The organism is Neptunomonas japonica DSM 18939, from assembly GCF_000422765.1.
In the GTDB taxonomy this organism is placed as follows: Bacteria; Pseudomonadota; Gammaproteobacteria; order Pseudomonadales; family Balneatricaceae; genus Neptunomonas; species Neptunomonas japonica.
This window is the reverse complement of record NZ_KE383915.1, coordinates 18,412-41,866: the sequence shown is the minus strand read 5'-3', so window position 1 is coordinate 41,866 and position 23,455 is coordinate 18,412. Positions and strand designations below refer to the sequence as shown.

26 protein-coding genes are annotated in these 23,455 nt (G+C 42.4%); 18 read left to right on the top strand and 8 right to left on the bottom strand.

The genetic code is table 11. The features are described from left to right. A partial coding sequence (locus tag G511_RS24570; protein ID WP_211224934.1) for a L,D-transpeptidase Cds6 family protein occupies positions 1 to 379 on the top strand: 379 nt, incomplete at its 5' end. Positions 380 to 448: 69 nt separating this feature from the next. On the opposite strand, the gene G511_RS0117910 is transcribed toward G511_RS24570, so the two are convergent. Both G511_RS0117910 and G511_RS0117905 read right to left on the bottom strand, forming a co-directional pair. After that, positions 449 to 1,105: a 3-oxoacid CoA-transferase subunit B gene (locus tag G511_RS0117910; RefSeq protein ID WP_028470864.1), complete on the bottom strand. Its 657-nt coding sequence runs from the start codon at positions 1,103 to 1,105 to the stop codon at positions 449 to 451. Between the two features lie 13 nt (positions 1,106 to 1,118). Further along, positions 1,119 to 1,817, bottom strand: coding sequence for a CoA transferase subunit A (locus G511_RS0117905; protein WP_028470863.1), 699 nt, complete (start codon positions 1,815 to 1,817; stop codon positions 1,119 to 1,121). A gap of 148 nt (positions 1,818 to 1,965) precedes the next feature. Here G511_RS0117905 and G511_RS0117900 point away from each other — a divergent pair, with 148 nt between their 5' ends. After that, entirely contained in the window at positions 1,966 to 2,850 is an 885-nt protein-coding gene (locus G511_RS0117900; protein ID WP_084629155.1) for a LysR substrate-binding domain-containing protein, read from the top strand. A gap of 8 nt (positions 2,851 to 2,858) precedes the next feature. On the opposite strand, the gene G511_RS0117895 is transcribed toward G511_RS0117900, so the two are convergent. After that, positions 2,859 to 3,347 (bottom strand): CreA family protein, encoded by a 489-nt coding sequence (locus tag G511_RS0117895; protein WP_036552413.1) that lies wholly within the window; start codon positions 3,345 to 3,347, stop codon positions 2,859 to 2,861. A gap of 96 nt (positions 3,348 to 3,443) precedes the next feature. Here G511_RS0117895 and G511_RS0117890 point away from each other — a divergent pair, with 96 nt between their 5' ends. The 6 genes from G511_RS0117890 (at position 3,444) to G511_RS0117865 (ending at position 8,082) form a co-directional block, all read left to right on the top strand. Beyond that, positions 3,444 to 4,004 carry an LOG family protein gene (locus G511_RS0117890; RefSeq protein WP_028470860.1) on the top strand — a complete coding sequence of 187 codons (561 nt, stop codon included), beginning with the start codon at positions 3,444 to 3,446 and terminating at the stop codon, positions 4,002 to 4,004. A 5-nt stretch (positions 4,005 to 4,009) separates the two neighbouring features. Next, positions 4,010 to 4,942 (top strand): AEC family transporter, encoded by a 933-nt coding sequence (locus G511_RS0117885; protein ID WP_028470859.1) that lies wholly within the window; start codon positions 4,010 to 4,012, stop codon positions 4,940 to 4,942. A gap of 149 nt (positions 4,943 to 5,091) precedes the next feature. Beyond that, positions 5,092 to 5,292 (top strand): dodecin family protein, encoded by a 201-nt coding sequence (locus G511_RS0117880; RefSeq protein WP_028470858.1) that lies wholly within the window; start codon positions 5,092 to 5,094, stop codon positions 5,290 to 5,292. 200 nt (positions 5,293 to 5,492) lie between these two features. Further along, a complete protein-coding gene (locus tag G511_RS0117875; protein WP_028470857.1) occupies positions 5,493 to 5,978 on the top strand; it encodes an FKBP-type peptidyl-prolyl cis-trans isomerase in 486 nt (161 codons plus the stop codon). Positions 5,979 to 5,989: 11 nt separating this feature from the next. Then, positions 5,990 to 6,895: an alpha/beta fold hydrolase gene (locus G511_RS0117870; protein ID WP_036552409.1), complete on the top strand. Its 906-nt coding sequence runs from the start codon at positions 5,990 to 5,992 to the stop codon at positions 6,893 to 6,895. A gap of 20 nt (positions 6,896 to 6,915) precedes the next feature. After that, positions 6,916 to 8,082, top strand: coding sequence for an AAA family ATPase (locus G511_RS0117865; protein ID WP_028470855.1), 1,167 nt, complete (start codon positions 6,916 to 6,918; stop codon positions 8,080 to 8,082). Between the two features lie 21 nt (positions 8,083 to 8,103). On the opposite strand, the gene G511_RS0117860 is transcribed toward G511_RS0117865, so the two are convergent. Then, positions 8,104 to 9,006 (bottom strand): AraC family transcriptional regulator, encoded by a 903-nt coding sequence (locus tag G511_RS0117860; protein WP_028470854.1) that lies wholly within the window; start codon positions 9,004 to 9,006, stop codon positions 8,104 to 8,106. Positions 9,007 to 9,188: 182 nt separating this feature from the next. Here G511_RS0117860 and G511_RS0117855 point away from each other — a divergent pair, with 182 nt between their 5' ends. The 6 genes from G511_RS0117855 (at position 9,189) to G511_RS0117830 (ending at position 16,932) form a co-directional block, all read left to right on the top strand. Next, entirely contained in the window at positions 9,189 to 10,682 is a 1,494-nt protein-coding gene (locus G511_RS0117855; RefSeq protein ID WP_028470853.1) for a CoA-acylating methylmalonate-semialdehyde dehydrogenase, read from the top strand. Between the two features lie 115 nt (positions 10,683 to 10,797). After that, positions 10,798 to 11,955, top strand: a complete 1,158-nt coding sequence (locus tag G511_RS0117850; RefSeq protein WP_028470852.1) for an acyl-CoA dehydrogenase family protein — start codon at positions 10,798 to 10,800, stop codon at positions 11,953 to 11,955. Positions 11,956 to 12,061: 106 nt separating this feature from the next. Beyond that, entirely contained in the window at positions 12,062 to 12,838 is a 777-nt protein-coding gene (locus tag G511_RS0117845; RefSeq protein ID WP_028470851.1) for an enoyl-CoA hydratase, read from the top strand. 28 nt (positions 12,839 to 12,866) lie between these two features. After that, positions 12,867 to 13,967: an enoyl-CoA hydratase/isomerase family protein gene (locus tag G511_RS0117840; protein WP_028470850.1), complete on the top strand. Its 1,101-nt coding sequence runs from the start codon at positions 12,867 to 12,869 to the stop codon at positions 13,965 to 13,967. A gap of 76 nt (positions 13,968 to 14,043) precedes the next feature. Beyond that, a complete protein-coding gene (mmsB, locus tag G511_RS0117835; RefSeq protein ID WP_028470849.1) occupies positions 14,044 to 14,934 on the top strand; it encodes a 3-hydroxyisobutyrate dehydrogenase in 891 nt (296 codons plus the stop codon). An 84-nt stretch (positions 14,935 to 15,018) separates the two neighbouring features. After that, positions 15,019 to 16,932, top strand: coding sequence for an acetate--CoA ligase (locus G511_RS0117830; protein WP_281170428.1), 1,914 nt, complete (start codon positions 15,019 to 15,021; stop codon positions 16,930 to 16,932). A 147-nt stretch (positions 16,933 to 17,079) separates the two neighbouring features. On the opposite strand, the gene G511_RS0117825 is transcribed toward G511_RS0117830, so the two are convergent. After that, on the bottom strand, positions 17,080 to 17,760 hold the full coding sequence (locus G511_RS0117825; protein WP_028470847.1) for a choice-of-anchor E domain-containing protein: 681 nt from the start codon (positions 17,758 to 17,760) through the stop codon (positions 17,080 to 17,082). Positions 17,761 to 18,549: 789 nt separating this feature from the next. Then, positions 18,550 to 20,181, bottom strand: a complete 1,632-nt coding sequence (locus G511_RS0117820) for a methyl-accepting chemotaxis protein (protein ID WP_028470846.1) — start codon at positions 20,179 to 20,181, stop codon at positions 18,550 to 18,552. Between the two features lie 128 nt (positions 20,182 to 20,309). Here G511_RS0117820 and G511_RS0117815 point away from each other — a divergent pair, with 128 nt between their 5' ends. Then, a complete protein-coding gene (locus G511_RS0117815) occupies positions 20,310 to 20,663 on the top strand; it encodes a VOC family protein (RefSeq protein ID WP_028470845.1) in 354 nt (117 codons plus the stop codon). A gap of 59 nt (positions 20,664 to 20,722) precedes the next feature. Here G511_RS0117815 and G511_RS0117810 read toward each other — a convergent pair whose 3' ends face one another. Further along, positions 20,723 to 21,298 carry a PhnA domain-containing protein gene (locus G511_RS0117810; RefSeq protein ID WP_028470844.1) on the bottom strand — a complete coding sequence of 192 codons (576 nt, stop codon included), beginning with the start codon at positions 21,296 to 21,298 and terminating at the stop codon, positions 20,723 to 20,725. 150 nt (positions 21,299 to 21,448) lie between these two features. On the opposite strand from G511_RS0117810, the gene G511_RS0117805 reads away from it, so the two are divergent. From G511_RS0117805 to G511_RS0117795, 3 genes are all read left to right on the top strand, one after another. Continuing rightward, positions 21,449 to 21,844, top strand: a complete 396-nt coding sequence (locus tag G511_RS0117805) for an MmcQ/YjbR family DNA-binding protein (RefSeq protein ID WP_028470843.1) — start codon at positions 21,449 to 21,451, stop codon at positions 21,842 to 21,844. A 151-nt stretch (positions 21,845 to 21,995) separates the two neighbouring features. Beyond that, on the top strand, positions 21,996 to 22,475 hold the full coding sequence (locus tag G511_RS24015) for a DUF4124 domain-containing protein (RefSeq protein WP_211224933.1): 480 nt from the start codon (positions 21,996 to 21,998) through the stop codon (positions 22,473 to 22,475). A 106-nt stretch (positions 22,476 to 22,581) separates the two neighbouring features. Further along, positions 22,582 to 22,767 carry a hypothetical protein gene (locus tag G511_RS0117795; protein ID WP_028470841.1) on the top strand — a complete coding sequence of 62 codons (186 nt, stop codon included), beginning with the start codon at positions 22,582 to 22,584 and terminating at the stop codon, positions 22,765 to 22,767. Between the two features lie 89 nt (positions 22,768 to 22,856). Here the strand turns inward: G511_RS0117795 and G511_RS0117790 are convergent, their stop codons facing one another. Continuing rightward, on the bottom strand, positions 22,857 to 23,393 hold the full coding sequence (locus G511_RS0117790; protein WP_028470840.1) for an adenine nucleotide alpha hydrolase family protein: 537 nt from the start codon (positions 23,391 to 23,393) through the stop codon (positions 22,857 to 22,859). Positions 23,394 to 23,455 lie beyond the last annotated feature (62 nt).

The following is a 23,455-nucleotide window of genomic DNA, read 5'->3' as shown; positions in this document are numbered from 1 at the left end:
CGAAGTGGCTGAAGTAGCTGAAGTAGCTGAAGTAACAAAAGAGGCAGAAGTCGAGGCTAGTATAAATGCTTGGGCGTCAGCTTGGGTTAGCCAGGATGTTGGCAGCTACTTGCATCACTATATGTCAGGCTATAAATCCAAATATAACAGCCATAAGCAGTGGGTGAAGCAAAGAACGCGCCTCATCAAAAAAGCAAAAGGAATACAGATAGTCATCGAGGACGTGGATATTTCTGTCAATTCTCCATATTATGTGAAGGTAAGCTTCAAGCAGAAATATCGATCTCACAACTATAGTGATGTGAGCCTTAAGAATATGGAGCTCGTTAAAGATGAAGATGGTTGGAAAATAATTAAAGAAAGAAGTCGGTCTTTATAATAAAAAAGCCCGAACTTAGCATAAGCAAGTTCGGGCAAAGCGCTATATTAGTGCTTTAGGGCAATGCTCTTAGAAAACCATTTCAGGTACATGATCAGGTACAATCATTTTCCCTTCTGTCTTTGAAACAATCTCTTCTACAGAAACACCCGGTGCTCTTTCTTTCAATATGAAAGCACCGTCTTCAATTTCTATATAAGCAAGATCTGTTAATACTTTCTTAATGCAACCGGCACCGGTTAACGGTAGAGAGCATTTAGTCAAAAGCTTAGACTCGCCATGTTTAGATGCGTGAGTCATGGTGACAATAATGTTATCAGCACCCGCGACCAAATCCATTGCTCCACCCATGCCTTTAATGAGTTTTCCTGGAATCATGTAGGATGCGATGTTGCCTGAAGTATCGACTTCAAACGCACCTAATACGGTTAAATCCACATGTCCGCCACGGATCATGGCAAAAGATTCAGCTGACGAGAAAATCGATGCGCCGGTAACAGTAGTCACTGTTTGCTTACCAGCATTTATCATGTCGGCATCAATTTCATCTTCTGTTGGGAATTGTCCCATGCCTAGAAGTCCATTTTCTGATTGCAGCATAACTTCCATTCCTTCTGGAACATAGTTTGCTACAAGAGTAGGAATGCCTATACCCAAGTTTACATAGAAGCCGTCCTGCAGTTCGCGGGCGACACGGATTGCAATTTGTTCACGTGTTAGTGCCATCTTTAAAACCCTCTTACGTACGGACAGTGCGTTGTTCAATGCGTTTTTCGAAAGTACCTACAATGAGACGATCAACATAGATACCCGGGGTGTGGATATGAGCTGGGTCTAATTCGCCAGGCTCTACAATCTCTTCCACCTCAACAACCGTGATTTTTCCGGCGGTTGCGGCCATTGGGTTAAAGTTTTGAGCCGTATGGCGGTATATAACGTTACCAAACTTATCGGCTTTCCAGCCTTTAACAATAGCAAAGTCGCCGGTGATGGATTCTTCAAGAATATAGTTACGACCCTTGAAGTCGCGTACATCTTTACCTTCGGCGACGGGTGTTCCGTAACCTGTTGCTGTATAAAATGCAGGGATTCCAGCACCACCAGCACGCATTTTTTCAGCAAGAGTACCTTGTGGGGTTAGCTCAACTTCTAACTCGCCCGCCAGCAGCTGCTGCATAAATAGTGCATTCTCACCGACATATGATGAGACCATTTTTTTTACTTGGCGATCTTCTAATAAAACGCCTAGGCCGAATCCGTCAACACCGCAGTTGTTGGAAACAATAGTGAGATCTTTTGTGCCCATTTTCTTAACTTGGGCAATTAAGTTTTCTGGAATACCACAAAGACCAAAACCACCAGCGATGACAGTCATGCCATCCTCAAGTCCCGCCATTGCTTCATCGTAGCTATTTACTACTTTGTTAAAACCCGACATTGAACATCTCCATGCCTTGTAGCTTATTGTTATTCGGCCTGCTTAATACGTCGCCCTAGGGTGAAAGCAGAATTTTAGTTTGTTAAGTGTCTATCACTGGCTTATATTTATCCAATGAATTTAATGAAAGAATTAATAAATTTTATTTATGAATATAACAATAAAGCAATTACGTGCGTTTGTTGCTGTTGCCAATACGCAAAGTTTTACTGAGGCTTGTGCTGTTGTACACCTTTCGCAACCTGCATTAAGTGTGACGATTAAAAATTTGGAAGAAGGCTTAGGCGGGCCACTTTTTTCACGTACCACCCGAACATTATCTCTAACGCCAGAAGGTGAAGCTTTTTATCCAACAGCGCAGCGCTTATTAGCTAACCTCGATGACGCTTGTGAAGAGATGCATAATCGTTTTTCCTTGTTTAGAGGCAAGGTAGCCATTGCCAGTATGCCTTCATTTGCATCCAATCAACTGCCGTTGGCTCTTCGGAATTTTCGAGATAAATATCCTCAGATCAATATGACAGTGCATGATGTCATCGCTGAAGATGTCGTTGATATGGTAAGAGATGGTCGAGTTGAAGTTGGTGTGTCTTTTGACCCGGGTAATACTGAAGACTTACTTTTCAACCCATTATTTGATGACCGGTTTATTGCTGTATTGCCTAAAGAGCATCCCTTAGCGAAGCACAAGGTTATTCAATGGCAGCATTTGTTGGAAAGTGATTTTATTATTTTGCAGCGTCCCTCAAGCATTCGCTTATTAGTAGACACAATGCTTGAAGAGGAGGGGTTGGTTTTAACTCCGCAGTTTGAAACTCATCAGTTGGCCACCATTGGCCGTATGGTTTCAACGGGGCTAGGCGTGAGTGTGGTGCCGTCGTTATGCTTAGGTCAAATGACAGAATTAGGTGCAGTATGCTGCGCATTAGAGTCGCCTGTTATTACAAGGCCTGTAGGCATTATAACAAGGCGACGCTATCCGCTATCTGCTGCCGCTAAAGGTTTAGTGGATGTGTTGCTGACTACTTACTGAGATAGGTTTCATTCATTGTTGGCTTTTATGATATTAACCTCATCCCAAACAGGGTTCCCCCATAGCGGAACAGTAGATAAGGAATGTTTATGACTACCTTGGACTTCCTTAGTTGAATAACTTACGTAGATTAAGGTTTTATTCTCTGCATCATAAATACGTCTAACTTTTAAGCTTTTGAACAGAATGCTTTTTGATGTTTTGAAAACTACGTCGCCTGATTTACTTTTATCTATAGCATTGATCATGGGGAGGGTGATGGGGCCGGTTTGACGGCATGCGATAGATGTATCTGATGGATCAGCAAAATCTAAATTAGCTTCAATATGTGCGATATGACAGCTGACGCCTGTGACGATAGGGTCTTTGACAATCACCAACTTAATATCTTTTGTGGTAAATACGCCCAAGCTAACATTTCCAACTTCATTATCTGAACAGCCGGAGATAAGAGTTGTCACGAATAAAAAAGGGATAAGGGGTTTAAGCTTGAGCATGATAACCTCATGAAAATAGGAAGAAATTGTGCCTACTTTAGGTAATGTAATTTGTTAAGCTGAAATATATTGTCGCACTAAAAAAGTGAATCTGAAATGAAAATAGCAGTTTTTTGTGGGTCTGGGGCCGGGGCGAGTCCTATTTTTGCGGAAGAGGCGCAACGCCTGGGGCGATTGTTAGTCGAGTGTGGTCATGAGCTGGTTTATGGCGGTGGTAAAACAGGTTTAATGGGTGTTATTGCTGACACTGTCTTACAAGAAGGAGGCAAGGTTTATGGTGTCATGCCTGTTGCGCTGTCGGAAAGAGAGATACAACACACCGGAGTGACTGAATTATTTATTGTGTCTGATATGCATGAACGAAAAGCTAAGATGGCTGAGTTGGCAGACGCATTTGTCGCTATGCCAGGTGGTATAGGTACATTAGAAGAGATATTTGAAATATGGACATGGGGGCAGCTTGGTTATCATCAAAAAGCGTGTGGATTCTTGAATGTAGATGGCTATTACGATCAGTTATTAGGTTTTATTAAGACCGTAGTTGATCAGGAATTCATAAAACCTGAATATGCCGATATGATGCAGGTGAGTACAGATCCCGAAGAGCTGTTAGATATGCTTCGTGATTATGAAGCCCCACAAGAGAAGTGGAGCTAGCCCTTATGTTGTTGAGTTTTCAATCAATATTACCGTTGTTTTTAATGATAGCGCTCGGGTATATAGCTAAGAGAACTATCTTTGATATCAAGATGTTACCCGGGTTAAATCAGTTTGTTTATTACTTAGCAGTTCCTGCTTTATTGTTTAATGCTGCGAGTAAGACTTCTATAGATAATTTGATAAATGGGCCTGCACTGGCTGCTTTCTTTTTGGGTGTTATTGTTACGGCAATTATTGTGGTGTTCGGTAGCCGTGTTTTTTTTAAAGCAAATAATACTGAACAGCTAGTACTGCGTGCCTTAAATGGCACCTTTGCCAATTATGCCTATATGGGAATTCCACTGACGTTCGCGATATTTGGCAATGAGGCTTACGCTGCTACGGTCAGTATTATTCTTGCGGGGAATATTTTTCTCATTGGCGGTGCCCAGTTATTGATAGAATCCGTTCGCCAAAAAGAACTAGGTCTTAAGCCTATTTTATCCATTTTGGATCGTTCTTTATTGCGAAACCCTATCTTTATTTCAACAGTGGTGGGGTTATTAGTTTCAGCAAACAATGTCGGTATGCCTGTAACCGTCCAAACGTTATTAGATATGCTGGCTCCTGCTGCTGTACCTGTGGCTTTGTTTTGCCTTGGCGCCAGCCTGCAGTTTGCCAAAACAACGATTGTATTAGCAGAATTAGGATGGATGATCCTTGTAAAGCTGTGTATTCACCCGGCGCTTACATTAGCCGCATTTTGGCTGTTGAATGTAAAAGATCCTATTTGGATAGCAACTACAGTATTACTGACAGCACTGCCTACTGGCGCGCTAGCGCATGTAGTGGCGCTCAAATATGATGTGTTCGAAAAAGAAACTTCTCAAATTGTAGTCGTCACAACTGTGTTTTCGTTAGCGAGCGTCACACTGTGGATGAGCTGGTTACAGTAATATTGCTACGGATCTCTTAGTTCATGCCTTATTAATAGTAAGAGAGCTAAACCTATACCAAGGCTGATAGGTTCTTCATCCGTTCTATTGAACTGGAGAAGTCTTTATCAGAGTAAATGATTGTATTTTACTATACTTGGAGAGATTGAATGTCTATTGCAAAAATTACTGAAGTAACATCATCTTCTAAAAAAAGCTTTGATGACGCACTGCAGAAAGGCGTTAAGCGTGCATCTAAAACAATTAAAAACATTAGTTCTGTTTGGGTTAAAGATCAGAATGCCACTGTTGTGAATGGCAAAATTGAAGAATATCGAGTAACAATGAAAATCACCTTTGTTTTGGATTAACTAAGCTTTATGCGAAAGGGGGGGCGTCCCTCTTTTGCTGTTTTAGCGTTAATCATCTCTAAATAGAGTTTTACTTTTTGCTAGTACTTAGCGTTTTCAAGTTCTCTTTAATACCATCATTATATTGAGCATTTAATGTTGTGAGTCACTTATGGTTTACTGTTAATATCTCTCTTTTTATATAGCGTTAAGGACATTTTATGCAGATTGCTAAAGATTCAGTGGTTCAATTTTCTTACACACTGAAAGACGTAAACGGTGACATTGTAGAAGCCACAGATGAAGGTTCACCTGTCGCTTATTTGCACGGCCATAACAGCATGATTCCTGCGCTTGAGAAGGTGATGGAAGGCAAAACTGCAGGCGATACTATCTGCGAAACATTGCAGCCAGCAGACGCTTACGGTGAGAGAACAGAAGACTCTACGCAACGAGTGCCGGTTAAGCATTTACAAGGTGCTAAAAAATGGAAGCCAGGTATGACTGCTACTGTTCAAACAGAACAGGGGAATCGTCAGGTTACTGTCGTTAAAATGGGTAAATTTATGGCGACAGTCGATACTAACCACCCTCTTGCTGGCAAAGTGGTAACGTTTGATATCGCAATAAAAGATGTTCGTGAAGCAACCGCAGAAGAAATTCAGCACGGTCATGCCCATGGCGCTGGCGGACATCAGCACGACTAATATCGTTTAATATGAAAAATGCGCAAGAAACGTTAATTCCGTGGAAGCATGATGACGGTACATTAATACTGCGGGGGCGGATGACACCCAATTGCGGTAATAATGGCCGCCCCATTATTCATTTCTTACACGGGACTGGGCTGTCGAGTTTGACCTACTGGCCCTTTCTTGAATTATTCCATGAAGAGTACGATCTATTTCTTGGCTCGTTTGAGGGGCATGGAGATAGTGATCATGCTCCAAGAGAGTCGTATTCGGATTGGCAAGCATTAACGGCACGTGCGCTTGTTTGTTATGAAGATTTCAGCAAGAACTGGGATCCAAAACTACCCATTATTGGACTGGCGCATAGCTTCGGGGCTATAGCAACAACGCTTATGCTGCATCAACAGTGCCGCTTGTTTGATCAGTACATATTGCTGGATCCCGTTATTTACCCTAAATCCATGATTGCATTGATGCGTTTTTTGCATCTAGTGGGTGTCGCCGGGCGTTTGCCTCATGTGAAGAAAGCAAAAAAAAGACGCCATATATGGGCGAGCAGAGATGAGGTACGCAACAATCTTCAGGGGCGTGGTGTATTTAAGAGCTGGACACCTGCATCACTTGATAGTTATATCGATCATGCCATTGGGCCTAACGAGAAAGGAGAATGGCAATTACGCTGCCCACCTTGGCTAGAGGCTCGAATATTCTCGGGCTATCCTAAAAAGCTGTGGCCAGCTATTTCACAGTTACCTGAGTACACTCATATTTTGCATAGCACCAAGACATACCCTTTTGTTCCGCCAGCCGTCAGGCGAGCAGAGAAGGCCAACCCTCATATTCATTTAACAGAAGTTGAAGGTGGGCACTGCTTCATGCAAGAAAGGCCGTTAGAAACCTATCGGCACGTTAAACGCTTGCTGCGGTACTAACGTGGAAAGTAGGATGTATTATGATCACCTCCTTAGCGATTAATAATTACCGCTCAATTCTCAACTTAAATATTCCGTTGGGACCCCTCAATGTGATTACCGGCCCTAATGGAACGGGTAAATCAAACTTGTATAAGGCATTACGTTTGTTGGCTGATACTGCCCAAGGGGGGGTAGTTAACTCATTAGCGCGTGAAGGTGGTTTAAGTTCTACCTATTGGGCAGGGCCAGAAAAAATATCAAAGCGTATGAAAGAGGGCGTCGTTCCTGTTCAAGGGGGGCCATTACAAGAGGTTAAGCGTTTACGTTTAGGTTTCGCTACACAGGAATATGGCTATTCGATCTCACTCGGGTTACCCACGCCGTCACGTTCGCAATTTAGCTTGGACCCAGAGATTAAACGAGAAGCGATTTGGGCTGGAGGTTTTTACCGTCCTGCCTCGTCTTTGGTTGATAGAAATGGCCCTGCAGTAAAGCTTCGTAATGGCAGAAGTTGGGAGGTAGTAGCACAGCACATAAATAGCTTTGATAGCTTGTTTGATCAGGTAGCGGATCCTGGAGTAGCGCCTGAAGTATTTCATATGCGGGAGCTCATAAGGCGATGGCGTTTTTACGATCACTTCAGAACCGATGCGGATGCGCCTGCACGCAAACCACAATTGGGCACACGCACACCTGTTTTGCATCACGATGGCCGTGATTTAGCCGCTGCTTTACAAACCATACGTGAAATAGGCGATTCTGATGTGCTTGACCATGCTATATCTGATGCATTTCCTGGTGCCAGAGTATCGGTAACCGCTCATGAAGATGGGCGATTCTCAATTGAGTTTTACCAACATGGCTTATTACGCCCGCTAACGGGTGCTGAGTTATCAGACGGGACATTACGTTATCTGTTGTTGATCGCAGCATTGTTGACGCCTAGACCGCCATCTCTAATGGTGTTAAATGAGCCAGAAACTAGCCTGCATCCAGACCTATTACCAGCATTAGCGCGTTTAATTATTCGTATCTCAAAAGCCACTCAGGTATGGGTGGTCTCACACTCAAATCGCTTAATCGCAGCGCTTAACCAAGATTCAGATTGCCATGCCATAGAGTTAGAAAAAGTATTAGGGCAAACAGAGGTGAAAGGGCTCGGCATGTTTGATGAGCCGTCTTGGTATTGGCCAGATAAAAAATGAGCTTTTCTATTTTAGAGAGTGCTAAGAGAGATAAGGGTAGGTTCCCATTCGCATGCGTCGATACTGACTGGGTGAAATCCCCATGATTTTTTTGAAAATACGAGAAAAATAGTATGCATCCTCATACCCCACGGCAAAGCTTATTTCATTAATTGATTTCGTTGTTACATCCAGCAAATGGCAAGCGCGTTCAATTTTTAGATGAATAAAATGGTTGATCGGGGTTGTGCCCGTTAACTCTTTGTATTTCTTGATAAAATGGAACTTAGATAGATTTGCTGTTTCTGCTAACGTATCTAAGTCTAATTGCTCGTGGGCTCTGGCTTGCATAAGGCTGTGAATGAGTTCTAAGTCAAAATTGTGGGCGGCTTTTTGCTGCTTGGCCAATGGTTGAAGTTGCGCCACATGCGTAAGTATCTGGCGAAGAAGGTTGGCTGCGTGAACAAAAGCGCTCAGGTTATAGCTTGATTGTCGGCACTCAAGCAGGGATTCTAGGTCACTTGTAAGTCGTGCATGGATTCCCAGCGGTAATACAAAATTATTTTCGTGAACAGCAAGATAGTCAATAAACTCCTCACTTTGATCACCTGAAAAATGTATCCAGTAGATAGTCCATGGCGTTAGTTCGGATGCTCTGTAAGCGTGTGGTATTCCCCTTGGTAGGAAAATGATATCGCCAGCTTTTACTTCATAAGACTCATGATCCAGTGTTAACTCGCCTTCTCCATCAAGACAATAGATCATTAAATAGTCATCATGTGTGCGCCGCAACATAGTATGGTTAAACGCTTGTTTATAGTACCCAAGGCCTATGGGGTATAGCCCTTTTGTTAATGTATGAGTGCTGAGCTGAGCCACCGTTTTGCGGGGCACAACGAATCTTGAGCTCTCGGGAGGGAGTGGCCATTCTGAGGGTTGGCTCATATCGTTAGACCTTTAGACTAGGGAAAACCACTATTAATTCGCAATATAGTCCATTAATCTGACAAGATTATCAATCCCTGCTCTACATGACATGTGCTTAAATTATCATCAACGTAATTACTAAGCACGCCATTAGGCGCTGACCGTAAAACTACAATAAAACAAGAGGCAAGGTATTTATCATGACTCAACAAGTACAACTTCTAATCAACGGCGAACTCGTAAGTAGTAAATCTGATAACTGGATTCCTGTAACAAATCCAGCTACGCAGGAAGTTATTGCGCAAGTACCTTGTGCAACTGCTGATGAAGTAGAGCAAGCTGTTGATGCGGCAAAGGTTGCTTTTGAAACGTGGAAAGAAACGCCAGTAGGAGAGCGTGCACGCTTAATGCTGCGTTACCAGGCGTTACTTAAAGATAACCATGATGAGATTGCTAAAATATTAGCACTTGAAACGGGTAAAACCTTTGAAGATGCTAAAGGTGACGTGTGGCGTGGTATAGAAGTAGTTGAGCATGCTTGTAACATCGCTTCACTGAGCATGGGTGAAACCGTTGAAAACGTTGCACGTAAAATTGATTGCTACAGTATTACTCAACCTTTGGGTGTGTGTGTTGGTATCACACCGTTTAACTTCCCGGCAATGATTCCTCTGTGGATGTTCCCAATGGCCATTGCTTGCGGTAACACTTTTGTTCTTAAGCCTTCTGAGCAAGATCCTCTAACACCGATGTTCTTGGCTAAGTTGTTCCAAGATGCGGGTGCTCCTGCTGGTTTGTTACAAGTTGTTCACGGTACGAAAGATGCTGTTAACCAACTACTAACACATAAAGATACACCGGCTATCTCGTTTGTTGGTTCTGTTGCTGTAGGTGAACATATCTACCGTACAGGTACGGACAAAATGAAGCGTGTACAGGCATTTGCCGGTGCTAAAAACCATATGGTGATCATGCCTGATGCGGCTAAAAATCAGGTAGTAAATAGCATTGCGGGTGCTTCTGTAGGTGCCGGTGGTCAGCGTTGTATGGCTATATCTGTTGCTGTATTTGTGGGCAGTGCACGTGAATGGATCCCTGAAGTACGTGATGCATTGGCAAAGGTTCGCCCTGGTGTATGGGATGATGAAGGTGCTGGATACGGCCCGTTGATCAATCCTCAAGCCAAAGAGCGTGTTTTGCGCTTTATCCAAGAAGGTAAAGATGCCGGTGCTGATTGTATTCTGGATGGTTCAGAGTGCGTAGTTGAAGGTTATCCTGATGGTAACTGGGTTGGGCCAACGATGTTCCGCAATGTGTCTACTAATATGTCAATCTATCAGGAAGAGATCTTCGGACCTGTATTGATTGCTTTAGAAGTCGATACGCTAGATGAAGCTATCGCTTTGATTAATGACAACCCGTACGGTAACGGTACGTCAATGTTCACCTCATCAGGTGCTGCTGCTCGTAAATATCAGCACGAGATCAAAGTAGGTCAGGTGGGTATTAATGTACCTGTACCTGTACCTCTACCTATGTTCTCGTTCACAGGCTGGAGAAAGTCTTTTTACGGTGATCAGCATGCCTATGGTAAGCAGGCTGTGCGTTTCTATACAGAAACTAAAACTGTCACTGCGCGTTGGTTTGAAGATGATATTGATACCGGTGTTAACACCAGTATTAACCTGAAGTAATATTTCGATTGAAAAGGCCTTGAGGGGTATTGTTATAAATATCCTTCAAGGCCTTGTTTTGTATAATAATAAACTTCGCGAAGGCTAGCGGACTTCGCTAAATAGGGAGAGGCCAATGGATTTTGAACTTAACGAAGATCAGATCGCATTTTCCGATATGGCGCGAGCATTCGCTCAAAATGAGATGGAACCCCATGCGGCAAAGTGGGATCAAGAGCAAATTTTCCCGGTAGATGTTTTGCAAAAGGCGGGTGAGCTAGGTTTTTGCGGTTTGTATTCCCCCGACGATGTAGGCGGTTTGGGCCTTGGTCGTCTTGATTCAAGTATTATTTTTGAACAACTCGCGATGGGTTGTACTTCCACGACAGCTTTTATCACTATTCATAATATGGCGACGTGGATGATTGCTGATTTCGGCAATGAAGAAACACGTGAGTTTTGGTGTCCTGATTTAACCGCGGGCCAAAAACTGGCTTCTTATTGCTTAACTGAGCCTAATGCAGGTTCTGATGCTGCTTCATTAAAAACAACGGCACGTAAAGACGGTGACGAGTACGTTCTTAATGGCAGTAAAATCTTTATTTCTGGTGCAGGTGCTACCGATGTATTAGTAGTGATGGCGCGAACCGGCGAAGATGGTCCAAAAGGTATTTCAGCTTTTGCTGTTGATGCTAAAGCGGCGGGTATTACCTATGGTCGCAAAGAAGAAAAGATGGGTTGGAATAGCCAGCCTACACGACTGATTACTTTTGAAGATGCCAGAATTCCTGCTTCATGCCTAATGGGTAACGAGGGCGATGGCTTTAAAATTGCCATGAAGGGATTAGATGGTGGGCGCATCAATATTGCGACATGCTCAATCGGTACCGCTCAAGCGGCACTTAATCACGCTATTCAGTATATGGGTGAGCGCAAGCAGTTTGGCCGTACGCTTGAAAACTTTCAAGCGTTACAGTTCAAAATTGCTACTATGAATACAGAGCTAGTCGCTGCGCGTCAGATGGTGCGCCTTGCTGCCAGCAAGCTTGATGATAAGCATCCCGACCGTTCTACTTACTGTGCAATGGCAAAGCGCTTTGCTACGGATGTAGGTTTTAATGTCTGTGATGAAGCGCTGCAGATTTTTGGTGGATATGGCTACATTAAAGAATATCCGATGGAACGTTATGTGCGTGATAATCGTGTGCATCGTATTCTTGAAGGTACCAATGAAATCATGAATGTCATTATTGCACGTCGCCTATTGTTAAAAGATGCGGCTGATATTCTGTAATGTATTTTTGTTAAATAAGCTTTACTAAGCAAGTTTGCTAGTGACTGTGACCTAGTTCTTATTGTTTATAAACAGGCCAGATAAAAGAGTAGAGGTAAAGAATCCAATGAGTGACCAACTTATAGTAGAAAAGCAGGGCCATATCGCGGTTATTACAATGAATAATCCGCCAGCTAATACATGGACTGAAGCCACCTTAAAAGAACTGGCAGTCATTGTTAAAGAGCTCAATGTTGATATGGATATTTTCAGCTTGGTGCTTAAAAGCAGTAGTGAGAAGTTCTTCTCGGCCGGTGCTGATTTAAATCTTTTTGCTGACAGTGATCGTTCTGTTGCAAGAGACATGGCGCGCTACTTTGGTGAAGCATTTGAGACGCTTTCTCAATTTCGTGGTGTTTCAATTGCAGCGATGAATGGTTGGGCAATGGGCGGTGGTTTAGAAGTTGCGTTGGCGTGTGATATTCGTATAGCGGAAGAGCAGGTTCAGATGGCATTGCCAGAAGCTAAGGTAGGTTTGTTGCCTTGTGCCGGTGGTACGCAGAACCTCACTATGCTGGTGGGTGAAGGTTGGACTAAAAAAATGATTCTATGTGGCGAGCGCGTTAAAGCAGCTAAGGCATTAGAAATTGGTTTAGTCGAAGAAGTCGTCGCTAAGGGTGAGTGTGTTAAGCGGGCAATGAAAATGGCTGAGCAGGTTGCTGAGCAAAGCCCAATGGCTGTTGCTGCATGTAAGCAATTGATTCAATCAAACCGGACTCGTGCATGGGATCAGGGTTATATTCTTGAGCGTGAGTTGTTTGTTGATTTGTTCCACTCTGAAGATCAAAAAGAAGGTGTGAATGCTTTCTTGGGTAAGCGTAAAGCGCAGTGGAAAAACCGTTAATACGACGAACTCAAAAGGAGAAAAACGGATGAGTTGTGTACTTTTTACAGAGCACCTAACGCAAGATGGTAAGAAAATTATTGAGATCTGCCTTAATGCAGAGAAATCTCTTAATGCGTTAACGTTGGATATGATTGATCTGATTCAGCCTAAGCTAGATGCGTGCAAAGCAGATGATTCTGTTGTTGCCATTTTGCTTGACGGTATGGGCGAAAAAGCATTCTGTGCAGGTGGTGATGTCGTTAGCCTGTACAAATCCATGTCAGGTGGTGGTGAGCCCGACTTTCCTGAAGAGTTTTTCACGCGAGAATATTTATTAGACTACACCATCCATACTTATCCTAAGCCAATTATTTGCTGGGGTAGCGGGATTGTGATGGGTGGCGGTATGGGTCTAATGAGTGGTTGTAGTCACCGTATTGTGACTGAAACAACGCATATGGCGATGCCTGAAGTCACTATTGGTTTGTATCCGGATGTAGGCGGTACGTGGTTTTTGCACCGTACTCCAGGGCGAACCGGTCTTTTCCTTGGTTTGACTGGGAATAGAATGAATGCTGCGGATGCGTTGTTTCTTAATTTAGGGGATCGCTTCCTGAAAACATCACAACGTGGTGACATTCTTGATCGGCTATCTCAAGAGTCTTGGGATGGTGATTTAAACGCTGTAGTTAATCGTGTTCTGCGTGATCTTGAAGATGATGCTTGGGATACTCGTCAGGCCATCGAGTCGCCAGTGAGAACTCATTTTGATCTGATTCAAGATATTACTGATCAAGATACCGTTGAGGAGATTATTGAGACATTGCTTGCAGTCGAGACTGAAGATAAGTGGATGCAGCGTGCTCAAAAAGCTATCAGCCATGGCAGCCCTCTTGCAATTCATATGATTTATAAGCAGTTGCAGAATACATTGCATATGTCATTGAAAGAAGTATTTGAGTCTGAGTTGGTACTATCCGTGCAGTGCTGTCGTCACCGCGAATTCCCTGAAGGGGTTCGTGCTTTGTTGGTTGATAAAGACGGTAAACCTAATTGGACATTCAGCTCTGTTAATGATGTTGATCCAGCCTTCTTAGACGAGCTTTTTGTCTCTCCGTGGGAACGTAATCCGCTGGCTAATATGTGAGCTGGCTTTCTCAATCAAGAACGCTCGGTTAAGAATTTTTTATATTAAGAATAACGATAAGAACAAGGATTATAAAATGGCTACTATAGGCTTTATTGGTTTAGGAAACATGGGCGGCCCAATGGCGATTAATCTCGTTAAGGCTGGCCATACGGTTAAGGCTTTTGATTTATCAGCTGAAGCTGTAGCAAATGTAGTATCGGAAGGTGGTGTATCTGCGCAATCTGCCAAAGATGCAGTAACGGATGCAGATTTTGTTGTATCAATGTTACCAGCAGGTAAGCATGTTCAGGGCTTGTTTGTTACAGGAGATGACCCTTTATTTGAGCATGTTAAAAAAGATGTATTGATCATTGATTCATCCACTATTGATGCTGCAACGGTACAAAATGTAGCGGCAGCAGCTGACGCACGCGATATCGATTTTATTGATGCACCTGTGTCTGGTGGTGTCGGTGGTGCTAAAGCAGGGACGTTAGCCTTTATGGTTGGCGCTAGCGAAGCACAGTTTGCTAAAGCTAAACCTATCTTAGATGTTATGGGTAAAAATATTTTCCACGCAGGTACTCATGGTGCAGGTCAGGTTGCAAAGGCGTGTAACAATATGCTGTTAGCAGTATTGATGACAGGTACCAGTGAAGCACTCAATATGGGTGTCAAGAACGGTCTAGATCCAGCTGTTCTGTCTGAAATTATGAAGCAGAGTTCGGGTAACAACTGGGCACTACAGGTCTATAACCCGTTCCCAGGTGTTATGGAAGGCGTGCCTTCTTCAAATGACTATCAGGGTGGTTTCCAGGTTGATCTAATGTTTAAAGATCTTGGCCTTGCGATGGAAATGAGCCAGCAAAGTGCTTCACCAACGCCAATGGGTTCACAAGCACGTGCTTTATTTAATCTGCATAAGGTAAATGGCAACGGTGGCTTGGATTTCTCAAGCGTATTGAAGCTGTATCAAGATCAGTAACCTCTGATCTTAATGACTACCGAATAAGGGCATCCTATTTTTAATAGGGTGCCTGCTTCATAGCCTTTAATAAGAGCGCCTTTAATAAAAAAAGCATGGGGTCCTACGATGGGTTACACAGAAGAATATCGTCACGCGCTTGAGAATCCTGAGTCATATTGGGCAGAGCAAGCCAAAGCAATAAGCTGGTACAAAGATCCTCAGACCATTCTACAAGAAACCGAGCAAGGTACTTTTTGCTGGTATCCGGATGGTGAGCTGAATAGCTGTTATCTAGCGGTGGATAAACAGGTTGAAGAAGGCCGTGGTGAGCAAGTTGCCTTGTATTACGATTCGCCATCAACGCAAACCAAAGAAGCTATTACCTACAACGACTTGCAGCAACGCGTTAGTCGTTTTGCGGGTGCCATGAAAGGCTTGGGCGTTGAAAAAGGCGACCGAGTTGTTATTTACATGCCAATGATTCCCGAAGCAGCAGTCGCTATGTTGGCTTGTGCTCGATTGGGTGCGATTCATTCTGTTGTGTTTGGTGGCTTTGCTGCGAATGAGCTCGCTATTCGTATTGATGATGCAACACCTAAGCTTATTCTTACGGCGTCTTGTGGTATCGAGTTTGATAAAAAAATAGCTTACAAACCATTGGTTGATAAAGCTGTGGAGCTTGCGACTCATAAACCATCGCATACTGTAGTTTGTCAAAGGTCTGTTTTAAAAGCTGAGATGGATCCTTCACGTGATCTTGATTGGCACGATTTCCAAAAAGATGCAAAGCCTGCTGATTGTGTTGCAGTGAAAGGGTCTGACCCGCTTTACGTGTTATACACATCGGGTACGACGGGCCAGCCAAAAGGTATCGTTAGAGATAACGGTGGTCACGCCGTTGCACTACGTTATGCCTTTAATAATGTCTATGGAATGAAAGCTGGCGATGTTTGGTGGGGAGCCTCCGATATCGGTTGGGTTGTTGGGCACTCTTTTATTGTTTATGGCCCATTGATGGGCGGCGGTTCAGCTATTTTTTATGAAGGTAAGCCGATTCGCTCACCCGATGCAGGTGCTTTTTGGCGTGTTATTGAAGAGTACAAAGTTAACTCGATGTTTTGTGCACCTACGGCGTATCGTGCTATTCGTAAAGAAGATCCAACAGGAGTGCTTTCAAAAGATTATGATCTAAGCAGCCTTCGCTGGGTGTTCGTTGCAGGAGAGAAGCTGGATTCTTCAACTTTCCATTGGCTTAACGAGTTATTACAGGTTCCGGTTATTGATCACTGGTGGCAAACAGAAACGGGTTGGCCAATGACATCCCCGATGATGGGGTGGGTTAATCCATCTGAGGCGCGCCTTGGTTCGACTAATAAGCCTATTCCTGGATATGACATTCGTGTGCTGGATGGTGATGGTGGCGAGATGGAGGCGAATGAGACAGGTAACATCTGTGTTAAATTACCGCTCCCTCCAGGTGTTGCTTGGAGTATCTGGAATCAGCCTCAGCGTTATATCGACTCCTACCTAGAAGCCTTCCCTGGTTATTATCATACAGGTGATGGCGGCTTTAAAGATGACGACGGCTATATTTACATCACGGGCCGTACTGACGATGTTATAAACGTCTCTGGACACCGCTTATCGACAGGTGAAATGGAAGAGGTTGTTTCAGCTCATCCTGCCGTTGCTGAGTGTGCCGTCATAGGTGCTAATGATTCGCTTAAAGGACAAGTGCCGGTTGGCCTTATTGTTTTGAAAGCGGGCGAGGATATAGATGAGGCACAGCTTGAAAAAGAGTTAGTCGAACGTGTACGTGGAGAAGTGGGTGCCCTGGCGTGTTTTAGAAAAGCCGTTGTTGTTGAGCGCTTGCCAAAAACTCGTTCAGGAAAAATATTACGTGCAATATTGCGTAAAATTGCGGCTAATGAAACCTATAAAATGCCTTCAACAATTGATGATGAGACTATCTTGCCAGAGATTGAAGAGATCTTGAAAGAGAGAGGGCTAGTGTAGAGTTATATTATAGGTAGGTTTTTTGCGTTATTAAAGAAGGTGCCTTAGGGCGCCTTTTTTTATGATCTAGATAAGATATAACGATATTTAAACAAACAAAAAAGCCCCATCTTTTCAGATGAGGCTTTCTTTAGTGCTTAAAAGGGCTTATGCGCTTTTGCGAGCACGCATAGCTAGTAGGCCAAGACCTAGTAGAGCAAGAGTGCCAGGAACAGGTACAGTGCTTGGAGCAGGTTCATTGATGAAGTAAGAAACACCAAAAGTAGCTGAAGACTGAGTTTGTTGAATAGTATCAACGTTGCCGCCAAGAGCCGTTAGGTTCAATGAACCTAGACCTAGAAGAGCTACATCAAAAGTACCAGGACCTGTGAAAGAAGTAAGGTCGCCAGCAGCAGTAGTTGCAACGCTATCAGCGTCAGAGCCTGTCAATGGACCAATGCCAGTGCTAACGCCAGCTGGTACGAACTCACCAGGAGCAGCGCCACCGAAAGTGTCTGCAGGAGAAACATTGATGTTCAAGCTTCCGCCACCGATGCTAACTGTAGCAAAAATTGAAGAGCCTGCATTTCCGTTTACGAAAGAGTCAGTCACTGCATTAAAAGTTAGGTTAGAGATTGACTCACCGTTTAGTGTCAATTCTACTCTTTGAAGAGCAGCGCCGCCTTCTAGGGCAGAATCAAATAGGTTAAAAGTGAAGTTATCAGTCCAAGTTGTGAAGTCTGAAGCGTGAGTCTGAGACTGGCTTTGAACTTCGATCAAGGCTGCAGAAGCGGTGGTAGCTGCAAAAGTTAGAACAGCTGCTGCTGCAATTTTAGTGAAAGCTGACATTTAATATCTCCATTAATTATAAAAAATCGCTTCCAACTACATTTTTTGTGAAAGCTATCTCCCTTAAAGCAACATGTGGGCCAAAAGTTACAATTTAGGAAAATAAATTTAATTATTTATCTGAGTTTCATTGTTTCTAGGATTACTGACTCATTTTTGATACATTTTAAGTGGTATTAATGATTTGTTAATGTTTAAAGCATAAGTAAAACAATTAAATCACTTCTGATTAATGGGCATCGTAATTGCTTATTAACATTCAGTTCATTTTTGGGTTTGTTAATTATTTAATGTAAAAAAATGCGACGCTATTGTTTGTTTAATGATCACTTGTGAAGATATAGAGATTTTATTATTCCTATAGAAGTGCTGAGACTTAATCAATACTTAATATTCTAACTAGTGTCTCAAATGGGAGACTTCAAGCTATTGTTTTTATTGATATTAAACTCAATATATGTAAATAAAACTGACACTTTCAATAAAATTCTTCTTTTTCGTTATGTAGCATCAATAATTTTAGTGAAAATCTAAAATATCACTATTAATTACCTGCTTTATTGAATCCGAATTTTAATATCTCTAAAAATTTAATATTTTGTTACTGAATAGAGACATGTGACTCTTGTGTGAAATAGCAAGGTTTAAAGAGGGCAAACGTTGTTTTTGATCGTTAAAACCTTGTTGTTAGTAAGGGATATATGATTGAAACTGTTAATAGGAAGGGTGTAATAAATAATAAGAGCTTTACTGAGGGAGAAAAGCTCTTATTGGTAGAAGGGGGCTTCTTTACGTTTTAAACTTTGCAACCTGTCGGCTTAGCTCAGACGCTAGAGATGCTAGCTCTAAACTGGCTGTTGATATTTGAGAAGCTCCATCAGAAGATACTTGAGATGAATCATGTATTGAGACGAGTGATCGGTTTATCTCTTCACATACGCTGGTTTGCTCCTCGCTAGCAGAAGCTATATGAGTATTCATTTCGTTGATAGCAGTAACGGAGAGTGTGATTTCTTCGAATGCTTTATTCACCTCGGTTGCTTTATTGCCGGCCTCTGCTGCTTCTTCCTGGCTTTTAGTCATAGCAGACACTGCTGTACGGGTGCCGTTCTGCAGCCGCTCGATAGTTTCTCTTATTTCAGTCGTTGACGTTTGTGTGCGTTGTGCGAGAGTTCTCACTTCATCGGCAACAACAGCAAAGCCTCTGCCCTGATCCCCAGCACGAGCTGCTTCAATAGCGGCATTGAGAGCGAGTAAGTTAGTTTGGTCGGCAATATCATTAATAACATCAACGATAGAGCCAATGTTATCGCTATCAACGCCAAGTACTTTGATACGTTCTGATATATCAGCAACATTGTTTACTAAGGCGTTAGTTGCTGCCACAGCAATACCAACAACATTGTTGCCTATATCAGCTTGTTCGCGAGTTTCTTGTGCTCTGTGATCAGCTTGTTCTGCATTACCTGCTATCTCTTGAGAGCTGGATACCATTTCATTCATAGCACTTGCTACTTGCTCTATTTCTAGGCGTTGGCTGTCTATGCTTTGGTTTGCGGTGTTGCTAACAGAGGTCATTTGTTCAGAGGCGACAGCAAGTTGGCTAGTCGCGTTGCTTATTTCGCTTATGAGTGAGCGCTGCTGATTAAGCATAGTATTGAAGTTTTCTGACATCACAGCGAGTTCGTTCTTACCATCGCTGGCTAATACGAGTGTCAGGTCTGATTCTGTGGCGACTTTGCTCATTGCCTGATTGAGTGCTGTTAAAGGTTTGTTAATAGATTTGTAAATTAAGTATCCGACTATTATTAGGATAAGAAGAATTGCTGTCCCTTCAGCTATCATCAAGAAAACCTGATTTTGGTAAGCCTCATTAATTTGTGCACGCTCTTCTCCGGCAACTCTTAATTGTAAATCAATTAATTCGGATATTTTATCACTGATTGGGTCGATTGCTTCATAGAGAGGGCCGTCATACTTATCGAGTTGATTGGGGTTGCTTCCGTTTAACTTTTGCAATGCTTGCTCCAGTGGGTCAAGCGCACTATTGGCGACGATAAAGAGAACGTTGGCTTCATTGGCTAAACGGGCTTCTTTTGTAGTCAGTGTTGTTGCCATAAACTTCGCCCATGTTTCTTTTATTTCCTCCCTAGCATTTCTGATGCCCAATAAGGCTTCGGGGGCTGGCATTGTGCCTGCATTGGCTTTATTGACAGCGTCGATCACATAGATGGCATAGTTATCGGCTATAATTTTTAGATCCTTTAGCGGGACTATTCGATCGTCATAGATTCTACCCACGCCAACATCCGCTTCTTTAAGAGCGTTTAGAGACCCGTTAATGATGATAATGATGGCCAGCATCGGGAGTGCTGAGATAAAGATTAATTGGTTGCGAATGCTGAAATTTTTTAGAAACATAGAATTCTCGCATAGAATGTTTGATATTCTTATTTTAGGAATTTTTCCTATTGACATAGGAAGCTTTTAGTATAGATGGTTGTTGAAGGAATGCTAAAAAATGATTAGAAATTTATTTTGGAGAACTTATGAGTGAGCATGAAAAATTAAATTATGTTGAGTTTCCTGCTAAAAACCTTGAAGAAGTGAAGCGTTTTTATTCGCAAGCTTTCGAGTGGACATTCACCGACTATGGTCCAGAATACGTGGCTTTTTCTAATGCGGGATTAGAAGGTGGTTTTTTCAAATCTGAATTGTGCTCATCCAGTAATAAAGGTGCAGCATTGATTGTTTTCTACAGTAGCAATTTAGAAGTTACATTAGATAAAGTCGAAGTTGCAGGTGGTGAAATCATTAAACCTATATTTGAATTCCCTGGAGGACGTAGGTTTCATTTCGCTGATCCTAATGGAAATGAGCTTGCCGTGTGGTCGGATCAATAAAACCAGCACTGTCTATAGAAGATAAGGAATCAGTGCTGATGTATGCGTAATGTTATTTGTTAGTTTTGCTTTTTAAGGAATTTTGTCAGAAGAACGATTCGCGTGCCATTGACGCGGCCTTCAATTTGATCTGGATTAGATGTGAGGGAAATACCACGCACTACTGTACCGCGTTTAGCAGTAAAGCCTGCGCCTTTTACATCTAAATCTTTAATGAGAGTAACATTATCGCCGGCATTTAACGTGGCACCGTTGCTGTCTTTTGCCGGTGGGTATATGTCATCGTCAGCATCGCTTGTTTGAGCCCATGTAAGGGTTTCTTCATCGAGGTAGAGCATATCTAAAAGATCTTGAGCCCACATTTCACCCATTGACGAAAGTTGTTTAAGCTGGCGCCAAGCCATGACTTGAACAGCAGGTACTTGGCTCCACATACTATCGTTCAAGCAGCGCCAATGGTTTACATTAATTGAATCTGGTTTATTGATCTGACTATTACACGCTTCACAAGTTAAGATGGCTTGCTCTGAAGAACCATTAGAAGGGCTGACTTCGAAAACAGAAAGATTGTCAGTTGATGAGCAAAGCTCGCATGCTGAGTTGCTACGCTGCATTAGTTCTTTTTCAATAGTCATTCAATAAACCCTCATTTTTGTGGGGCGTATTATGCCTGATTGATTTACTAAAATACAAACGTAGTAATGCTATAAATACTTGATAAGGTTATTGCTTTGATGTTTGTAGCTTTTTATGTTGAAACGGTTAGTAACAATAGAGGATCTGTTATGGATAAGCAGGAATTAATCACCTACTTACGTGAAAAACCAGAAGCCACTGAAGATTTCCCTTTTGGTCCTGATGTAGATGTTTTTAAAGTAAAAGACAAAATGTTTGCCTTGGTGTCCAGCTATCAAGGACGGTTAAGTATTAATCTAAAAAGCGACCCTCAAGATGCTATTGAGCTTAGAGATATTTTTGACGATGTCATACCGGGTTATCACATGCATAAACGGCATTGGAATACCGTGTTTGTTGATGGAGCTGTTCCCGAAGGAGAAATTCAGCGTCAAATCGATTGCTCATACGCTTTGGTGGTGAAGGGGCTTGTAAAGATGAAGAAGGATGCATTGGTACTGGCGTATGGCGAGTCTGTTGTATATCAAGGTTTGCGTTGCAAGTAGTACTATAAAATAGTCAGGTTTTTATTTTGTTGAAACTCAGCAACAAGCTGCTTGTTTTATTAAGAATTAACAGTTTAGACTGTCTTATGCTTAAATCAATCTATTGCTATAAAGAGAAAATAACTCGTAAGTTGAATAGATGGAGAAGGCTGTGTTTACTTTTCGGTTACAAATAGGGGCGTTGCTAATCTGTTTAATGCCATTACTTGCGAGTGCTGAAATTTACCGTTGGACTGACGAAAATGGTAAAATTCATTACAGTGATAAGGCGCCACCGGGTGTTAAAGTAGAGAAGAAAACCTATGTTAATGTAGCTACACCGTGGCGAAAGATTCCTAAACCTGAAGTGAATAGTGAAGAGGGTGTATTAGTTGGGCAGTCTGATTCAGTAGAAAGTTCTAGCACAGAGAAAAGTGATAATTCGGAACTTTCGGCGGATAAAAGTGACAAAAAAAATAACAAGAAAACTAAACGTCTAAAAGTTAAAGATGATGGTGACTCACCAAGTGATAGCTCTGTACCAGCACGTCTTAATCAGAAGGATAAATCTTCATCCACTCCTGCTAAGCGAGCAGCTGATATAAAAAAGACTTACAAAAAAGCTAAAGAAAACTACAATAAAACTAAATAACTTCAAGTAACGATAGTTTCTTATGTAATTAATGGCCTTATATGGCAAAATTCGGATTTCAATATTAATACACGGTTTTCGAAGCCGAACAGTGGAGGGCGATGCTATGTTCGATAATGACTCATTACATCCCAAGTTTTTAGAAGCCATGCGTAAGCTGAAAGAAATGTCTGAGGAAGACCGTTTATCAGAGTCAAATAAAGATTTATTTGAACAAGCGATGAACTACGCCCCTCTTGATATCCAGCCGCAACTTATAGAAATCAAGAAAAAGTATCAGGATCTACATTAAATACTTTGCAAAACAAAAAGCCCTCTTTATGAGGGCTTTTTTGTGGCTATGAGTTTAGTTAAAAGTAGAGTTTGGCTTAACCTTGGCTGCTAGGCAGGCTGAAGCGCGCTCTGAAATGGAAGGAACTCTTGGTATTGTTGTAAGGCATGCCAAGGTTTTTTGTTACTGATATCAGCTAATATAGGCAACAACACGGTATGAGCACCGCTTAACATCTCGCGAATGACCAGTAGGCGGTATTGGTTTCTATCTAACCTTGAGCATTTAATCGTTAAAGACTCATTTATCATTGAAGATAGTACTCGCCCTGTTGGGCATTCTTCGCTGGAAAGCTGCTCACTAATAATTAACAGCTCTGGCTTTTCGCGTTTTACGATACCTATTAAGTGTTCAGCGACGGTGTAAGCACTCAGGCTATCGGGTGTGACAACATGAATACCTTTGTTTGCACCTAGCTCAATAGCTGTTTCTAACTGTGCGGTACTGTCTGAAGGGCCGATAGATACGGCAATAATAGAGTTTGATGAATCTGTTTTTGCGGAGAACGCCTCCGTTAAGGCTGCTTGTAATGAAGCATCATGAGAGTTGGTAAATTCTGGACGCTTAACAACGATGATAATTTTCATGAGTTGTTCTCTTGTGATTGTTGACCAAAGTTAATGGTCTATATTCACAGTAGAGCGTAAAA

What these genes read in the sequence shown, in the direction of transcription:
- G511_RS0117910 (WP_028470864.1), bottom strand. Translation starts at nt 1,105, where the DNA reads ATGGCACTAACACGTGAACAAATTGCAATCCGTGTCGCCCGCGAACTG.
- G511_RS0117905 (WP_028470863.1), bottom strand. Translation starts at nt 1,817, where the DNA reads ATGTCGGGTTTTAACAAAGTAGTAAATAGCTACGATGAAGCAATGGCG.
- G511_RS0117900 (WP_084629155.1), top strand. Translation starts at nt 1,966, where the DNA reads ATGAATATAACAATAAAGCAATTACGTGCGTTTGTTGCTGTTGCCAAT.
- G511_RS0117895 (WP_036552413.1), bottom strand. Translation starts at nt 3,347, where the DNA reads ATGCTCAAGCTTAAACCCCTTATCCCTTTTTTATTCGTGACAACTCTT.
- G511_RS0117890 (WP_028470860.1), top strand. Translation starts at nt 3,444, where the DNA reads ATGAAAATAGCAGTTTTTTGTGGGTCTGGGGCCGGGGCGAGTCCTATT.
- G511_RS0117885 (WP_028470859.1), top strand. Translation starts at nt 4,010, where the DNA reads ATGTTGTTGAGTTTTCAATCAATATTACCGTTGTTTTTAATGATAGCG.
- G511_RS0117880 (WP_028470858.1), top strand. Translation starts at nt 5,092, where the DNA reads ATGTCTATTGCAAAAATTACTGAAGTAACATCATCTTCTAAAAAAAGC.
- G511_RS0117875 (WP_028470857.1), top strand. Translation starts at nt 5,493, where the DNA reads ATGCAGATTGCTAAAGATTCAGTGGTTCAATTTTCTTACACACTGAAA.
- G511_RS0117870 (WP_036552409.1), top strand. Translation starts at nt 5,990, where the DNA reads ATGAAAAATGCGCAAGAAACGTTAATTCCGTGGAAGCATGATGACGGT.
- G511_RS0117865 (WP_028470855.1), top strand. Translation starts at nt 6,916, where the DNA reads ATGATCACCTCCTTAGCGATTAATAATTACCGCTCAATTCTCAACTTA.
- G511_RS0117860 (WP_028470854.1), bottom strand. Translation starts at nt 9,006, where the DNA reads ATGAGCCAACCCTCAGAATGGCCACTCCCTCCCGAGAGCTCAAGATTC.
- G511_RS0117855 (WP_028470853.1), top strand. Translation starts at nt 9,189, where the DNA reads ATGACTCAACAAGTACAACTTCTAATCAACGGCGAACTCGTAAGTAGT.
- G511_RS0117850 (WP_028470852.1), top strand. Translation starts at nt 10,798, where the DNA reads ATGGATTTTGAACTTAACGAAGATCAGATCGCATTTTCCGATATGGCG.
- G511_RS0117845 (WP_028470851.1), top strand. Translation starts at nt 12,062, where the DNA reads ATGAGTGACCAACTTATAGTAGAAAAGCAGGGCCATATCGCGGTTATT.
- G511_RS0117840 (WP_028470850.1), top strand. Translation starts at nt 12,867, where the DNA reads ATGAGTTGTGTACTTTTTACAGAGCACCTAACGCAAGATGGTAAGAAA.
- mmsB (WP_028470849.1), top strand. Translation starts at nt 14,044, where the DNA reads ATGGCTACTATAGGCTTTATTGGTTTAGGAAACATGGGCGGCCCAATG.
- G511_RS0117825 (WP_028470847.1), bottom strand. Translation starts at nt 17,760, where the DNA reads ATGTCAGCTTTCACTAAAATTGCAGCAGCAGCTGTTCTAACTTTTGCA.
- G511_RS0117820 (WP_028470846.1), bottom strand. Translation starts at nt 20,181, where the DNA reads ATGTTTCTAAAAAATTTCAGCATTCGCAACCAATTAATCTTTATCTCA.
- G511_RS0117815 (WP_028470845.1), top strand. Translation starts at nt 20,310, where the DNA reads ATGAGTGAGCATGAAAAATTAAATTATGTTGAGTTTCCTGCTAAAAAC.
- G511_RS0117810 (WP_028470844.1), bottom strand. Translation starts at nt 21,298, where the DNA reads ATGACTATTGAAAAAGAACTAATGCAGCGTAGCAACTCAGCATGCGAG.
- G511_RS0117805 (WP_028470843.1), top strand. Translation starts at nt 21,449, where the DNA reads ATGGATAAGCAGGAATTAATCACCTACTTACGTGAAAAACCAGAAGCC.
- G511_RS0117795 (WP_028470841.1), top strand. Translation starts at nt 22,582, where the DNA reads ATGTTCGATAATGACTCATTACATCCCAAGTTTTTAGAAGCCATGCGT.
- G511_RS0117790 (WP_028470840.1), bottom strand. Translation starts at nt 23,393, where the DNA reads ATGAAAATTATCATCGTTGTTAAGCGTCCAGAATTTACCAACTCTCAT.